Origin of the sequence: Lutibaculum baratangense AMV1 (genome assembly GCF_000496075.1) — a bacterium.
GTDB classification, from domain to species: Bacteria; Pseudomonadota; Alphaproteobacteria; order Rhizobiales; family Tepidamorphaceae; genus Lutibaculum; species Lutibaculum baratangense.
The window spans coordinates 373,251-388,673 of record NZ_AWXZ01000040.1; the positions used below are offsets into that span (position 1 = coordinate 373,251).

Sequence of the window (15,423 nt, forward strand, 5' to 3'; positions counted from 1 at the left end):
TTCGGCCCCGGTACGATACCGGGCCATGAAGAACCCGAATCTTCCAAATGCGGGATTGTTCGGAAGCTCTACCAGCTAATATAGTTGACTGCATATACGGGAAAATGGATAGGAAGCAGAATTCGTTTCTCGTCGGAACGTGATCACAACTTCGGGTAGGTTGTGAAAGTTGAACCGGGCCCCGCGACATCTCCATGACCCGTGGCGACATGCGCGGTCGCTTCCAGAGCCCGCTCGCGGCGAATTTATCCGGTCCATTCGGTGTGCGCGTGCGAAGAACGCTGCTGCCGCCAGCACGGCGCACCGTCACGACTGGAAGCCGCCTCTGCCGCTCCCCACATGTGTTCGGCCTGTCGTCTGGCGACATTTGAGCACCGGCGGGGGCCGGCACCACTCGAGGAGACAGTGACCACGATGCGTATTGGCCCACGCCTGGCCTGCGGCGCGCTCCTGGCGATGCTGGGAGCGGGTTGGATGACCGCGGCGAATGCTCAGGAACCCGACCTGATCTTCAAGAAGTCGACGGTCTGGAAGTTCCTGACGCCGGACCACAAGCTCGCCACCTATGCGGTGGACGACCCGCTGGTCGAGGGGGTGGCATGCCACTTCACCGTGCCGGAAAAAGGCGGCGTGGAGGGGATGTTCGGCGTTGCCGAGGAGACCTCCGACGTGTCGCTCGCCTGCCGCCAGGTCGGCCCGATCAGCTTCAAGGGGGACATCCAGCAGGGGGGCGAGATGTTCCGCCAGCGGCGCTCCGTCTTCTTCAAGAAGATGCAGATCGTGCGCGGCTGCGACGAGAAGCGCAACGTGCTCGTCTATCTCGTGTACACCGACAAGCTGGTCGAGGGCAGCCCGAAGAACTCCACGTCGACGGTGCCGATCATGCCCTGGGGCACGACGGAACCTGCCCCGCGCTGCGGCGATTACCTGCAGCGGTGACGTGATCCGCGCGTCGCGCAGGTGCGGCTGTGGCAGGTTGACGTATTTGTGCTGCGCACCATAGTGTTCGAGGCGTGGAAGGTAAGCTCGTGAACAAACTCGTTCTTCGGCCCAAGGGTGTGGTGTTCGACGTCGGCAACGTGCTGATCGACTGGAACCCGGACTATCTGTTCCGCAAGCTCATCCCGTGCGCGGACGAGAGGAAGTGGTTCCTGACCCATGTGTGCAGCATGTCCTGGCACGCGGAACAGGATCGGGGCCGCCCCTGCGCCGCGGCAGCCTGCGCCCTTGCCCCCCGGTTCCCCGGCTACGAGGGTCATATCGGCGCGTTCTACGGTCGCTGGCTCGAGACGATCCGTGGCCCGATCGATGGCGCCGTCCAGGTGCTCGAGACGCTGAAGGAAGCAGGGGTGCCCGTCTTCGCGCTCAGCAACTTTCCCGCCGAGCTGTGGGATCGCACCGTCGCAGCCTATCCCTTCCTCGGCCTCTTCGACGACCGTGTGCTCTCCGGCGAGGAGGGCGTCGGAAAGCCCGACCGGCGGATCTACGACGTGCTGATCGAGCGCTCGGGGTATGGTCCCGAGGAACTGGTCTTCATAGACGACCGCGAGGAGAACCTGGCCACCGCCCATGCCCTGGGGTTCCGCTGCATGCTCTTCGAGGATGGCGGGCTCCTGAGCACCGACCTCGCGGAAATGGGCCTGCCCGTGTTCCCGACGCCGGTCACCGGCCTGACGCCGCTCGAGGGCGCGCCGGCCTGAGGATCAACGCGAGCAGCCGTATCCCGAACCGAGGCACAGCGCGAGGCCCGAGGCTGCGGCGTGGTGGGCGTAAGTCGGGCTCTCTTCCAGCTGATAGACGGCCACGCCGCCGACGAGGGCGAGCACCAGGCTGAAAGGGAGAAGGACGTGCTGCATCGCGACAAAACTCCGAACTCAACTGAGCAACGATGCGGTCGACACTAGAGGATTCGCCTCGTACAGGGCCTGAACCGTTCATTCATCTAGCGTTCGGATTCGTGAAAAATGCGCTAATGCCGCTAACGGATCGTCAGGGATAGCGAAGCATGAACAGAGGGATGAGGCCCCGCGGCGGGTGGCAGACGCACAGCGTCAGGCGTGTCTATGAGAACCGCTGGATCGAGGTGGACGAGCATCAGGTCACGACCCCCGGCGGAATGCCCGGCATCTATGGCGTCGTGGGCTTCCGCAGCATCGCCGTCGGGGTCGTGCCGCTCGATGCGCAGGGACGCACGGTCCTGGTGGGGCAGTATCGCTACACGCTCGACGCCTATAGCTGGGAGATCCCGGAGGGCGGCGGAGATCCCCGCGTGTCGCCGCAGGAGAGCGCCGCGCGCGAGCTTTCCGAGGAGACGGGGCTCTCGGCCGCGCGCTGGCTCGAATACCTGCGGCTGCACACCTCCAACAGCGTGACGAACGAGGTGGGGCACCTCTACCTCGCCTGGGATCTGACGGAGGGCGTCGCAGAGCCCGAGGACACCGAGGAGTTGGCGGTCCGTCGCCTGCCGCTGAAGGAGGCGATCGAAATGGCGCTCTCGGGCGAGATCACCGACGCGATGTCGCTCGCCGCGCTCTTCAAGCTCGACCTGATGTGGCGGCGCGGCCAGCTGCCGGAGGCCGTGCTGGACACGCTGGGGCCGTGGCAAGGGGCTTGACCCTGGCGGAGCGAGCGCCCATTGTCCGCGGCACCATGCAGAGCGCGGCAACGACAATCCGCATCCTGATTATTTGTGGCTAGCATAACGGCTGGCCGCAGCGTTTCCGCACACCCAGTACTCTAGGGCACGTGAAGGACGCCCGGCCGGCAGGCAGGGAGACCCCGCGTGACATTGCGCCTCTACAACACGCTGACCCACGAGAAGCAGGACTTCGTCCCGCTCGATCCCAGCGACGTGCGCATGTATGTCTGCGGCCCGACCGTCTACGACTTCGCACATATCGGCAATGCGCGCCCGGTGATCGTCTTCGACGCCCTGTTCCGCCTGCTGCGCCACGTCTTCGGCGAGCCGCACGTCTCCTACGCCCGCAACATCACCGACGTCGACGACAAGATCATCCGGCGCGCCGCGGAGGAGGGGGTCGCGATCGACGAGCTGACCCGGCGCACGGAGGAGCAGTTCCACGAGGACGTCGCCGCGCTCCATTGCCTGCCACCGACGATCGAGCCGCGCGCCACCGCTCATATTCCCGAGATGGTGGCGATGATCGAGACGCTGATCGGCAACGGCCACGCCTATGCCGCCGACGGGCACGTGCTCTTCGACGTGAAGTCGTGGACGGACGAGACGGGGCCGGTCTACGGCCGCCTGGCGCGCCGTTCGCTCGACGAGATGATCGCCGGCGCCCGCGTCGAGGTTGCGCCGTACAAGCGCGACCCGATGGATTTCGTGCTGTGGAAGCCGGCCGCCGAGGGCGAGCCCGGCTGGCCGAGCCCCTGGAGCCGCGGGAGGCCGGGCTGGCACATCGAGTGCTCGGCGATGAGCGCGAAGCACCTGGGCGAGGTCTTCGACATCCATGGCGGCGGCATCGACCTCGTCTTCCCGCACCACGAGAACGAGGTCGCGCAGTCCTGCTGCGCCCACGGCACGAGCTGGATGGCGCAGATCTTCATGCATAACGGGTTCCTGCAGGTCGAAGGGGAGAAGATGGCGAAGTCCGCCGGCAACTTCCTGACGATCCGCGACCTCCTGGCGGACTGGCCGGGCGAGGTGCTGCGCCTCAACATGCTGAAGACCCACTACCGGCAGCCGATCGACTGGACGGAGGCGGGACTGAAGGAGGCGCGGGCGATCCTCGACGGCTGGTACGAGGCGGCCGAGGACTTCGAGGCCGGCGAGGTCGACGAGGCCGTGCTCGACGCGCTGTCGGACGATTTGAACACGCCGCGCGCGATCACCGCGATGCACGAGCTTCGCTCGCGCGCGGCCCACGGCGACGGCACGGCCGCGGCGAGCCTCAGGGCCAGCGCCGAGCTCATGGGCCTGATGCAGGGAAGCCTCGAGGACTGGCAATCCTGGCGCCCGGCCTCGCTTCAGATCGACGAGGCGGAGGTCGAGCGCCTGATCGACGCCCGCATCGCCGCGCGGAAAGGCAAGGACTTCGCCGAGGCCGACCGGATCCGCGACGATCTCGTCGCGATGGGCGTCGTCATCATGGACGGCAAGGACCCGCAGACGGGCGAACTCGTGACGCGCTGGGAGGTGCGGCGATGAGCGACGACGGGAAGCACGCGTGGCACGACGACACGCCGTTCCCGCGGCGGTGGATCGGCTATGTCGCGCTGAAGGTGGCGGTGCTCGTGCTCGCCGTCCTCGTCGCCCTGTGGTTCTACGGAGTGCTGTGAGATGAGCGACGCGAAGACTCTGACCGGCGGCTGCCAGTGCGGAGCGGTGCGCTTCAGGGTGACCGGCCCGGTGGGCCGCGCTTCGATCTGCCACTGCCGGATGTGCCAGAAGGCGTTCGGCGCCTTCTACGCCCCGCTCTTGGCGGTGACGGAGGCCTCGCTAGAGTGGACGCGCGGGAAGCCCGCCCACTTCCAGTCCTCGAACCATGTGCGGCGCGGCTTCTGCGCCGCCTGCGGCACGCCGCTCACCTACGAGGCACCAGACGGGCCCGCCCTGGCGATCGGCGCGTTCGACAGGCCTGCCGAGATCGTGCCGGAGATCCAGTTCGGGACGGAGGGGCGGCTGCCCTATGTGGACCGGCTGCACGAACTGCCGGCGCGGCACACCGAGGAGGATGTCGCTGCGTCGCCGTTCCTCTCCGACATCCATTCCTATCAGCATCCCGACCACGACACGAAGACGTGGCCGGGGCCGCAGGGAGAGTAGGCGATGGCCGAGCGTCTCTACCTCTTCGACACGACGCTGCGAGACGGTGCCCAGACACCGGGCGTCGACTTCTCCGTCGAGGACAAGATCCTCATCACCCAGCTCGTCGAGAAGCTCGGCATCGACTATGTCGAGGGAGGGTGGCCGGGGGCGAACCCGGTGGACAGCGAGTTTTTCGCGAAGAAGCGGACGAAGACGTCCCGCTTCACCGCCTTCGGCATGACGCGGCGGCCGGGCAGGTCCGTCTCGAACGATCCGGGGCTTGCCGCCGTGCTGGACGCCGCCGTCGACGCGGTCTGCCTCGTCGCCAAGAGCTGGGACTTCCACGTGAAGGTGGCGCTCGGCACGACGCTCGAGGAGAACCTCACGGGGATCCGCGACTCCGTCGAGGCGGTGGTGGCGTGCGGCCGCGAGGCGATGATCGACTGCGAGCACTTCTTCGACGGCTACAAGGCCAACCGCGAGCATGCACTCGACTGCGCCCGCACCGCCTACGAGGCCGGTGCCCGTTGGGTGGTGCTCTGCGACACGAACGGCGGCACGCTGCCGCACGAGATCAGCGAGATCGTGTCCGACGTGACGAATGTCGTCCCGGGCGATCATCTCGGCATCCACGCCCATGACGATACCTGCCACGCCGTCGCGAACTCGCTCGCGGCGGTGGAAGCGGGCGTGCGCCAGATCCAGGGGACGCTCAACGGGCTCGGGGAGCGCTGCGGCAACGCGAACCTCGTCACGCTGGTCGCGACGTTGAAGCTCAAGCCCTGGTACGCGGAACGCTTCGAGATCGGCGTCAGCGACGCGCAGCTGAAGCAGCTGACCGCGATCTCGCACCATTTCGACGAGATCCTGAACCGCGCGCCGAACCGGCAGGCTCCCTATGTCGGCCAATCGGCCTTCGCGACGAAGGCCGGCCTGCACGCCTCCGCGATCGTGAAGGATCCCACGACCTACGAGCATGTCGATCCCGAGCTCGTCGGCAACCGCCGGCGCGTCCTCGTTTCCGACCAGGCGGGGCGGTCGAACCTTCTGGCGGAGCTCGAGCGGCTCGGCATCGGCGTGCAGAAGGACGATCCACGCCTGCCGAGGCTTCTCGACGAGGTGAAGCGCCGCGAGGCCGAAGGCTACGCCTACGAGGCGGCGGATGCGTCGTTCGAGCTGCTCGCGCGCAGGCTCCTCGGTCACGTGCCGGCTTTCTTCCATGTCGACAGCTTCCGCGTGATGGTCGAGCGTCGCCACAACGCGATGGGCGACCTCGTGACGGTCTCGGAAGCCGTGGTGAAGGTGACGGTGGACGGCGAGCGTCTGATGTCGGTCGGGGAGGGGAACGGCCCCGTCAATGCCCTCGACATGGCTCTGAGGAAGGACCTCGGGCGCTTCCAGGCGCATATCGAGGACCTCGAGCTCGTCGACTACAAGGTGCGCATCCTGAACGGCGGCACGTCCGCTACCACGCGGGTTCTCATCGAGAGCCGCGACGGCGAGGGGAACCGTTGGTCGACGGTGGGCGTCTCTCCCAACATCGTCGACGCCTCGTTCCAGGCGCTTGTGGATTCGATCACCTTCAAGCTCCTGTGCTCGGGCGTCGCTGCATCGCCGGAGGACCGTCCGAGGAAGCTCGCTTCCGTCTGATGATCCCTCCGGCCCGACCGGAAGGATCTGGAATGAGCGACGGCAAGGAACTCGTCTTCGGCGTTCTCGTGGGCAGCCTCCGAAAGGCATCGCTCAACCGCAAGGTGGCGGAGAACATGCAGGAACACGCGCCCGACGGCGTCAGGATCGAGATGCTGCCGTCGATCGGCGACATCCCGATCTACGACGAGGACCTGGAGGCGGAGGGGCTGCCGGAGCCGGTGGAGCGGCTCGCCGCCGCGATCCGTGCCGTCGACGGGCTCGTCATCGTGACGCCGGAATACAACTACTCCGTGCCGGGGCCGCTGAAGAACGCGATCGACTGGATGACCCAGACGAAGCCGCAGCCGCTCGCCGGCAAGCCGACGGCGATCGCCACGGCGTCGCCGAGCCCCTATGGCGGCATCAGGTGCCAGCACCATCTGCGGCAGGTGCTCGTCGCGCTGAACGCGGAGACGGTCGTCCGGCCCGAGGTGCATATCGCGACCGCCGACGAGAAGTTCGACGACCGGGGGCGGCTGACCGACGAGCGGGCGCGGGAGTTCCTGGGCAAGCTCCTCGCCTCTCTCGCCGACCACGCGCGCCGGCTCGGCTGAGCCTCACATCCGGCTCATCGTCTCCTTCTCGGCCGCTTCCTCCTCGGCCGCGCCGCGCGTGGCGCCGGCCTCGATCGCATAGCGCATCATCGGCAGGATCTCGTCGATCGTGTCGGCGATCAGGAGGTTCACCTGAAGCTCCGAGCGGATGAAGAGCTCCTCGCGCATGTGGTCGATCAGGTCGCAGAAGGGGCGCCAGAAATCGTCGATATTCGCGAGCACGATCGGCTTGTTGTGCCGGCCGAGCTGGCTCCAGGTGAGCATCTCGACGGTCTCTTCGAGCGTGCCGATGCCGCCGGGCAGGGCGATGAAGCCGTCCGACTTGTCGAACATCGCCTTCTTGCGCTCGTGCATGTCGCTCGTGACGATGAGCTCCTGCACGTCGCGGAGCATCCGCTCGCGCTCGGTCAGGAATTCCGGGATAATGCCGGTGACATGGCCGCCATGCCTGAGGACGGAGCTCGCGACGGTTCCCATGAGCCCGAGGCTGCCGCCGCCATAGACGAGGCCGATATCGGCGGCGGCGAGCGCCGCGCCGAGGGCCTCGGCAGTTTGCTTGTAGACGGGTTTGCGCCCGGGGCCTGAACCGCAATAGACGCAGATACGCTCGAGCTTCGACATCAACGCACGTTCCTTCGACTCGTCGTGACGTGGCGGCTCACCGGTGGGTGCCGCCTTGTTCTTTCGGGAATCACCATATAGGTGAAAACTGCACGTGACAGTGTGCACGTGGCATGAAGGTGGCGCCGGCCGCGTCCTTGCGGCTGGCGATGTCGCCAACACGGTAGCCGCGCCATGAACACCAGGATACTCGCCGCCATCGCCGTTGTTCTGCTGGGTGCCGTCGCCGGCTACTTCGCGCTGGAGACGCGCGACGAGAGCGAGCCGCAGCCGCGGACGGCCGCCGGCGACGCCGCGGGCGAGGCTCCGGGCGTTCCAGAGGAGACGCAGAACCGCCCGCAGGCGGCGAGGGACCAGGATGCGCCGTCCTTCGATCTGGTGCGCGTGGAGCCGAGCGGCGAACTCGTGGCGGCGGGGCGCGCGAGGGCACAGGCCCGGGTCGAACTCGTCTCGGCGAACGTCGTCCTCGCCGACGCCGACACCAATGCGAGCGGCGAATGGGCGATGGTTCTGGGCCAGCCGCTCGGCGTCGGCTCGCACGACATGGCGCTGCGCGCGACATCCCGGGACGGCAGCGAGCCCGTCTACGGCGATCACGTCGCGATCGTGATCCAGGACGACGGCGAAACGCCGCTCGTGGCGGTGACCCCGCAGGGCGAGCCGTCCCGCGTGGTCCAGAGGCCGGAAAAGCCCGACGAGGACGCGTCGCAGCGGCTCGCCATGGCGGGCGACGACGCGCTCCCCGCCGACGGGGATGCGGAAGCGGGCGCGGAGATCCGGGCGCCGGAGGCGCCTGAAGCCGAGGCCGGCGGTCCGGCGGAGACGGGCCGCGCGGAGCCCGACGCGGAACCGGCCGACTTTTCCGATGGCGCGGCGACGACGGGAGACGAGCCTGCGGCGCTTGCCGGCGACGAGCTCGCGATGGCCGAGGATGAGCCCGGTGACACGGCTCTTCCGGGGCAGGCGGAGACGAGCGCCGGCGACGGCGCCCCGTCGGCCCGGATGGCGGAGGACACGGACGGGGGGCAGGACGAGACCGCCGACTTGCCGGACGAGACCGCCGACCTCCCGGAGCCCGGATTACAGCCCGGGCCGAACGAGACGTCGGACCTGCCCGAGATCGGGGGAGGGTCCGGAACGGACGAGAGCCCCTCGGACGAGAGGCAGGTCGCGGCGCTTCCGGAGGGTGCTTCCTCCGGGGATGAGCAGGACGTGGCGGGATCCGATGCCTCGGACGAGCCGGTGACGGCGGAGCCGGATGCGGGTGCCACAGCCGAGGGCGACGACGCTTCGATGCCGTCGGAGCCGGCGGCGCTTCCCGACGACGACGTGCCGGAGACGGCGGCCGCTCAGCCGGAGGCCGAAACGGACGAGGGCCCTGCCGGTGACGTCGAAAGCGGCACGCTCTCGATCGAGACGGTGGAGGTCGAGGAGCCGGAGACGCTCATGATGTCCGGTCAGGCCGAGCCCGCCGCCACCGTGCGCCTCTACGTGAACAACGAGGCACTGGGCACCGTCGAGGCGGATGCGAGCGGCAACTGGTTCATCACCGGCTCGCGGGCGCTGCCGCCCGGCCAGTACGAGGTGCGCGCGGATACGCTCGGCGCCGGAGGCGAGGTGACGGCGCGGGCGGCGGTGCGGTTCGACAGGGTGCAGCTCGCCTTCTCCACCGAAGGCGGGACGTCCGGCGAGGTCTCCGCGGGCCAGGCCGACGTCACAGGCACAGGCGTGGTCGGGGAGGGGCGTGGCGCGGCCGGCACCGCCACGGCACCAGGCACGGGGAGCGATGCCTCGATCGCCCTCATCAACAGGGGCGACAATCTGTGGACGATCGCCCGCAGGCTTTACGGCAGCGGTGTCCGCTACACCGCGATCTACGATGCGAACCGGACGCAGATTCGCGATCCTGACCTGATCTACCCGGGACAGGTCTTCACGATCCCCTATCTCGACGAGGACCAGGATCCCGCCGACTGAGGCGCGGGACCGCGAGAGGGAGAGGACAGCCGGCCGGCGCCGGCTGCATCAGACGTAAACACGATGAGCCGACCGGCTGCGGCGGAGACGATCGCGCGACGCTTCGTGGCCGGGGAAGGACGACATGAGCGACACGCAAGCCAGCGGCGTCGAGCCGGCGCAGAACCGCGCCGCGATCGACGCCGAAGCCAGCACGTTTTCCACGCTGAAGCGGCTCTGGCCGTATATCTGGCCGGAGGGACGGGCCGACCTCAAGCGCAGGGCGATCCTGGCGCTGCTCACGCTCGTGCTGGCGAAGCTCGTCACCGTGCTCGTCCCCTACGCCTTCAAGTTCGCCACGGACGCGCTGACCGGAGAGGGAAATCTCGCAGGCGAGGTTCCCGACTGGCTTCAGTTCATGGTCGTGCCGCTGGCGCTCGTGCTCGCCTACGGGGCGGCGCGCATGGCGATGGCGGGCTTCACGCAGCTGCGCGACGCGATCTTCGCGCGGGTGGGGCAGCACGCGGTGCGGGTGCTCGCGAACAGGACGTTCGAGCACATGCACCGGCTGAGCCTGCGCTTCCACGTCGCGCGTCGCACCGGCGGCCTGAGCCGAGTCATCGAGCGCGGCACGAAGGGCATCGAGGCGATCGTCCGGCTGACGATCCTGTCGATGATCCCGACGATCCTCGAGTTCGCGCTGGTCGGGATCGTCGTCGCCTACCAGTTCGACCTCGTCTATGTCGGCATACTGGCGGTGATGATCGTCGCCTATCTCGGCTTCACCGTCTGGGCGTCGAACCGGCGCATCGCGATCCGGCGGGCGATGAACGAGAGCGACAACGAGGCGAACTTCAAGTCGCTCGACGCGCTCCTGAACTACGAGACCGTGAAGTATTTCGGCAACGAGCGGCTGGAGGCGGAGCGCTTCGACCAGTCGATGCGGCGCTACGAGAAGGCGGCGATCCGCACCTTCACCTCGCTCGCGGGGCTGAACTTCGGCCAGGCCGTCATCTTCACTCTGGGGATGACGGTCTGCATGGCCCTGTCGGCGCGCCAGGTGATGGCCGGCACCGCCACGATCGGCGACTTCGTGATGATCAACGCGCTGCTCGTGCAGCTCTACATCCCGCTGAACTTCCTCGGGACGATGTACCGGGAGATCAAGCAGGGGCTGGTCGACGTGGAATCGATGTTCGAGCTGCTCGACCGTGACCCCGAGGTCGCCGATCCCCCGGGAGCCGTGCCGCTCGAGATCGAGGCGGGGGAGGTGCGGTTCGAGGACGTCGTGTTCTCGTACGACGGCGCGCGGCCGATCCTCAAGGGCATCAGCTTCGCCGTTCCCGCCGGCAGGACGGTCGCGATCGTCGGCCCTTCGGGGGCCGGCAAGTCGACGATCTCGCGCATCCTCCTGCGCTTCTACGACATCGTGTCCGGCCGCGTGACGATCGACGGGCAGGACATCTCGAAGGTCCAGCAGGCGAGCCTTCGGGCCGCGATCGGCATGGTGCCGCAGGACACGGTGCTGTTCAACGACACGGTCTTCTACAACATCCGCTACGGCCGCCCCTCCGCGAGCCGGGAGGAGGTGATCGAGGCGGCGAGGCGGGCGCAGATCCACGATTTCATCGAGAGCCTGCCCGAAGGCTACGAGACGCCGGTCGGCGAGCGCGGCCTCAAGCTCTCCGGCGGCGAGAAGCAGCGCGTGGCGATCGCCCGCACGATCCTGAAGGCGCCGCCGATCCTGATGCTCGACGAGGCGACCTCCGCGCTCGACACCCACACCGAGAAGGAGATCCAGTCGGCGCTGAAGGCCGTGTCGCGCGGCCGCACGACGCTCGTCATCGCGCACCGGCTGTCGACGGTCATCGACGCCGACGAGATCATCGTCCTGGTGAAGGGCCAGATCGTGGAGCGCGGCCGTCACGCCGACCTCCTCGAGCTGGGCGGCGTCTATGCCGGCATGTGGGACCGCCAGCGCCAGGCCGCCGAGGCGGAGGCCGAACTGGAGGTGGCCGAGAGGGAAGACGATCTCGGCGGCACCGAATCCGCTCGGCAGCGCGAGACGGATGCCGCCTGAGGTGCTTGCTGCGTCTGCGAAGGCCGCTATCATCGCCATGCGATGGCAGAAGACGGGGCGCGGCACGCGTTGAAGATCCCTCCGGGATTCTGGGAGACGACGGCGACGCGGCACACGCCTCTCGAGGACGTGCAGGGCATCGCGACAGGTATCGCGGTGGCCGCTCTGGGGGTCGCGATGCTCGGCCACCTGGGCTTCCTGACGGGGGGCACGGCCGGTCTCGCCTTCATCGTCACCTATGCGACGGGCTGGAACTTCGGCCTCGTGTTCTTCTTCGTGAACCTGCCGTTCTTCGCCCTCGCGATCGGCCGGATGGGGCGGGCCTTCACCATCAAGACGATCCTTGCCATCGCCGCGATGTCGGTGCTGACGGGGCTCCAGCCGCATGTCCTGCAGTTCGGGCCGGTGGACCCTCTCTACGGGGCGGTTCTCGCGGGCATGCTTCTCGGCCTGGGGCTGCTCGCGCTGTTCCGTCACAGGGCGAGCCTCGGCGGTGTCGGCATCCTCGCGCTCTTCGTGCAGGACCGCTTCGGATGGCGCGCCGGCCTCATGCAACTCGCCTTCGACCTCACGATCCTCGCGCTCTCCTTCGCCGTCGTCGCGCCGCGCGCCGTGATCTACTCGGTCGCCAGCGCGATCGTCCTCAACCTGCTCCTTGCCGTGAACCACCGCCGCGACCGATACGTTGCGATGTGACCGGCTTGGCGCGGCGCCTCATGGGCTGTAGCAATCGCAGGGCTGGCCGTTCGCGGTATCCGCCCCTGCCGGGCGGGCCGACAGGCGCAGGAGGAGCACGACCATCGTCAACGACATGATCCGCAGCCTTCGCAACGGGATGGTGCCGATCCATCGCGAGGGCTATCCGTTCATCGCGATCGGCGTCATCATCACGGTCGCCTTGTGGGTCTTCGGGACCTGGGTCGGCTGGATCTTCGCCCTGATCACCGCGTGGGTGACCTACTTCTTCCGCGACCCGCCGCGCGTGACCCCCGTTCATCCCGACCTCGTGGTGAGCGGCGCCGACGGCCGCATCTCCTCGGTCAGCCGGGCGGTGCCCCCGCCCGAGCTCGATCTCGGCACGGAGCCCCTGCCGCGCGTCTGCGTCTTCATGAACGTCGTGAACGTGCACGTGAACCGGGCGCCGGTGGCCGGGCGGATCGAGCGCATCGTCTACACGCCCGGCAAGTTCGTGAACGCCGAGCTCGACAAGGCGAGCGAGGACAACGAACGAAACGCTCTCGTGCTCGAGACGCAGGAGGGGCGGCTCGTCGGCGTCGTCCAGATCGCGGGACTCGTCGCCCGACGCATCGTGTCCTTCGTCCAGGAGGGCGGGCGGCTCGAGCCCGGCCAGCGCATCGGCCTCATCCGCTTCGGCAGCCGCGTCGACCACTACCTGCCCGAGGATGCCGAGATCCTGTGCCAGGTGGGCCAGACGGCGACGGCCGGCGAAACCGTCATCGCCCGGCTCGGCAGCGGCGCCGGGCACCCCGCGCCCGTCCGATGGCGCTCGGACTGACGCGAGAGAGGAAAACCAATGGAAACGCCGTTCCAGCCCTTCGAGCCCGATCCGCAGCCCAAGGAGCGGCGGTCGTTCCGCGGCGTGCCGCTGCGCATGCTCGTGCCGAACATGATCACGCTCCTGGCGCTGTGCGCGGGGCTGACGGCGATCCGGATGGCCTATGAGGGCAGGATCGAGCTCGCGATCGCGGCCATCCTCTTCGCGGCCATCCTCGACATGCTGGACGGCCGCGTCGCTCGGATGCTGCGGTCGACGTCGCGGTTCGGCGCCGAGCTCGACTCGCTGTCCGACTTCGTGAATTTCGGGGTTGCGCCGGCGATCCTGCTGCACGCCTGGCTGCTCGACCATCTCGGCAATATCGGCTGGATCTCGGGCCTCGTCTTCGCGCTCTGCTCGGCGCTGCGGCTCGCCCGCTTCAACGCGCAGCTCGACCAGCCGAAGAAGCCGTCATGGATGGGCAATTTCTTCGTCGGGGTGCCGGCCCCGGCGGGCGCCATCGCCGTGCTCCTGCCCGTCTACCTGCAACTGATGGGCATGGACTACACGCCGGAAGGCGCGCCGCTCGTGCTCGCCTACGAGCTCGGCATCGCCTTCCTGATGGTGTCTACGATCCCGACATTCTCCTCAAAGCGCATCACGATGCGCGTGCCGCGCGAGTATGTCCTGCCGACCTTCGTCGCCGTCGTCATCGTCGTCGCGCTCTTCGTGAGCTTCCCCTGGGCTAGCCTGACGTTCTGGACCGTGGTCTATGTCTGCACCGTCCCCGCAGCGCCCTTCGCCTACCGGCGCATGAAGAAGCGCTACGGGTCGAGCCTGTCCGCGGAGGAGGCGGGCCGTCCGTAGCCGCCCCCGGGAGTGGCCTGGCGCCGTCAGAACTCCTGCCAGCTCTCTTCGCGCGCGCGCATCTTCACGGCGACGTTGCCGCTCATGCGCGGCAGGCGCACCACGTTGGCGCGGGCAGCGCCTGGGCGCTGGACGTCGCGACGTTGGGACACGCGCCCAAGGCTGAAGCGGCCGACGGCCTCGACGAGACCCTCGGTCTCGGACGCAAGGCTGTGGGCGGCCGCCGTCGCCTCCTCGACCATGGCGGCGTTCTGCTGCGTGACCTGGTCCATCTGGTTGACGGCGGTGTTGACCTCGGCGAGGGCCAGCGACTGCTCCTGCGACGAGGCGGATATCCCCGCGACGATGCCATTGATCTCGGCGACCTGTGCAACGATGCGCTCGAGTGACTCGCCGGTCCGGCCGACGAGGTCCACGCCTTGCGCGACCTGCGACGAGGAGGTCTGGATCAGCGCCTTGATCTCCTTCGCGGCCTCGGCCGACCGCTGGGCGAGGGCGCGGACTTCCTGCGCGACGACGGCGAAGCCCTTGCCGGCCTCGCCGGCTCGGGCCGCCTCGACGCCGGCATTGAGCGCGAGGAGGTTCGTCTGGAAGGCGATCTCGTCGATGACGCCGATGATCCGGGTGATCTGCTTCGCGGAGCCCTCGATCGCATGCATGGCGGCGACCGCCTTGCGCACCACGTCGCCCGAATGCTCCGCGTCGCCCTTCGCCTGCCCGACGACGTCGCTCGCGTGCCTGGCCCCTTCGGCGGAGCGCCTGACGGTCGCCGTGATCTCGTCGAGCGCGGCAGCCGTCTCCTCGAGGCTCGCGGCCTGTTGTTCGGTGCGCCGCGACAGGTCGTCTGAGGCGATGCGTATCTCCGCCGTCGCGTTCTCGATCGTGTGGGTGGCCTCCTGCACCTTCACGAGCGCCGCCTCGACGACGTCGAGCGAGCCGTTGAAGTCGACCCGCAGCCGGTCGAGCGCCGGGATGAAGGGGGTCTCGATGCGTTGCGACACGTCGCCTTCCGCGAGCTTGCCGAGCGCCGTGCCGATCTCCTGGACGGCGCGCACGCGGCCGGTCACGTCGGTCGCGAACTTCACGACCTTCATCACCTGGCCGTTCATGTCGAAGATCGGATTGTAGGAGGCCTGGATCCAGACTTCCTTCCCGTTCTTGCCGATCCGCCTGAACTCCTCGGCGATGTACTCGCCGCGGCCGAGCCGAGCCCAGAAGGCGGCGTATTCCGCCGAGTTCGCGTAGGCGGGCTCGACGAACAGGCTGTGATGGCGGCCGCGGATCTCCTCGATCGTGTAGCCGAGCGTCGCGAGAAAGTTCTCGTTGGCGTCCAGTATCTCGCCCTTCGGCGTGAACTCGATGACGGCCTCCGCGCGGGAGAGAGCCT

Annotated in this window: 16 protein-coding genes; 13 read left to right on the top strand and 3 right to left on the bottom strand. The window is 68.1% G+C overall.

Annotation, left to right across the window (positions count from 1 at the left end):
• Positions 1-414: 414 nt before the first annotated feature.
• Complete coding sequence (locus N177_RS19530; RefSeq protein ID WP_040486192.1) at positions 415-939, top strand: CreA family protein; 525 nt, start codon at positions 415-417, stop codon at positions 937-939.
• A gap of 89 nt (positions 940-1,028) precedes the next feature.
• The gene (locus N177_RS19535) at positions 1,029-1,700 is read left to right on the top strand and encodes an HAD family hydrolase (RefSeq protein WP_023434157.1); all 672 of its coding nucleotides are present in this window, start codon (positions 1,029-1,031) and stop codon (positions 1,698-1,700) included.
• Between the two features lie 3 nt (positions 1,701-1,703).
• Here N177_RS19535 and N177_RS21780 read toward each other — a convergent pair whose 3' ends face one another.
• Complete coding sequence (locus tag N177_RS21780; RefSeq protein ID WP_160170949.1) at positions 1,704-1,856, bottom strand: hypothetical protein; 153 nt, start codon at positions 1,854-1,856, stop codon at positions 1,704-1,706.
• A 149-nt stretch (positions 1,857-2,005) separates the two neighbouring features.
• On the opposite strand from N177_RS21780, the gene N177_RS19540 reads away from it, so the two are divergent.
• The 6 genes from N177_RS19540 to N177_RS19560 all read left to right on the top strand — a co-directional run bounded on the left by N177_RS19540 (position 2,006) and on the right by N177_RS19560 (position 7,017).
• Positions 2,006-2,614 (top strand): NUDIX domain-containing protein, encoded by a 609-nt coding sequence (locus N177_RS19540; protein WP_200863436.1) that lies wholly within the window; start codon positions 2,006-2,008, stop codon positions 2,612-2,614.
• Between the two features lie 168 nt (positions 2,615-2,782).
• Positions 2,783-4,171 (top strand): cysteine--tRNA ligase, encoded by a 1,389-nt coding sequence (gene cysS, locus N177_RS19545; RefSeq protein ID WP_023434160.1) that lies wholly within the window; start codon positions 2,783-2,785, stop codon positions 4,169-4,171.
• On the top strand, positions 4,168-4,302 hold the full coding sequence (locus N177_RS22280) for a hypothetical protein (protein ID WP_023434161.1): 135 nt from the start codon (positions 4,168-4,170) through the stop codon (positions 4,300-4,302). Before cysS ends, N177_RS22280 begins: the two co-directional genes overlap by 4 nt.
• Position 4,303: 1 nt before the next feature.
• Positions 4,304-4,789, top strand: coding sequence for a GFA family protein (locus N177_RS19550; RefSeq protein ID WP_023434162.1), 486 nt, complete (start codon positions 4,304-4,306; stop codon positions 4,787-4,789).
• A 3-nt stretch (positions 4,790-4,792) separates the two neighbouring features.
• Positions 4,793-6,421, top strand: coding sequence for a citramalate synthase (gene cimA / locus N177_RS19555; protein ID WP_023434163.1), 1,629 nt, complete (start codon positions 4,793-4,795; stop codon positions 6,419-6,421).
• 32 nt (positions 6,422-6,453) lie between these two features.
• Entirely contained in the window at positions 6,454-7,017 is a 564-nt protein-coding gene (locus N177_RS19560; protein ID WP_023434164.1) for an NADPH-dependent FMN reductase, read from the top strand.
• Between the two features lie 3 nt (positions 7,018-7,020).
• Here N177_RS19560 and N177_RS19565 read toward each other — a convergent pair whose 3' ends face one another.
• Positions 7,021-7,638: an LOG family protein gene (locus N177_RS19565; protein WP_023434165.1), complete on the bottom strand. Its 618-nt coding sequence runs from the start codon at positions 7,636-7,638 to the stop codon at positions 7,021-7,023.
• Between the two features lie 174 nt (positions 7,639-7,812).
• Here N177_RS19565 and N177_RS20820 point away from each other — a divergent pair, with 174 nt between their 5' ends.
• From N177_RS20820 to pssA, 5 genes are all read left to right on the top strand, one after another.
• Positions 7,813-9,615 (top strand): LysM peptidoglycan-binding domain-containing protein, encoded by a 1,803-nt coding sequence (locus N177_RS20820; RefSeq protein WP_023434166.1) that lies wholly within the window; start codon positions 7,813-7,815, stop codon positions 9,613-9,615.
• A 124-nt stretch (positions 9,616-9,739) separates the two neighbouring features.
• Positions 9,740-11,674: an ABCB family ABC transporter ATP-binding protein/permease gene (locus tag N177_RS19575; RefSeq protein WP_023434167.1), complete on the top strand. Its 1,935-nt coding sequence runs from the start codon at positions 9,740-9,742 to the stop codon at positions 11,672-11,674.
• 69 nt (positions 11,675-11,743) lie between these two features.
• The gene (locus tag N177_RS19580; RefSeq protein WP_040486193.1) at positions 11,744-12,370 is read left to right on the top strand and encodes a YitT family protein; all 627 of its coding nucleotides are present in this window, start codon (positions 11,744-11,746) and stop codon (positions 12,368-12,370) included.
• 103 nt (positions 12,371-12,473) lie between these two features.
• A complete protein-coding gene (locus N177_RS19585; RefSeq protein WP_280113400.1) occupies positions 12,474-13,190 on the top strand; it encodes a phosphatidylserine decarboxylase in 717 nt (238 codons plus the stop codon).
• An 18-nt stretch (positions 13,191-13,208) separates the two neighbouring features.
• Positions 13,209-14,036 carry a CDP-diacylglycerol--serine O-phosphatidyltransferase gene (gene pssA / locus N177_RS19590; protein ID WP_023434171.1) on the top strand — a complete coding sequence of 276 codons (828 nt, stop codon included), beginning with the start codon at positions 13,209-13,211 and terminating at the stop codon, positions 14,034-14,036.
• A gap of 26 nt (positions 14,037-14,062) precedes the next feature.
• Here the strand turns inward: pssA and N177_RS19595 are convergent.
• Positions 14,063-15,423, bottom strand: a 1,361-nt coding sequence (locus N177_RS19595) for a PAS domain-containing methyl-accepting chemotaxis protein (protein ID WP_040486194.1), incomplete at its 5' end; no start/stop codon positions are given.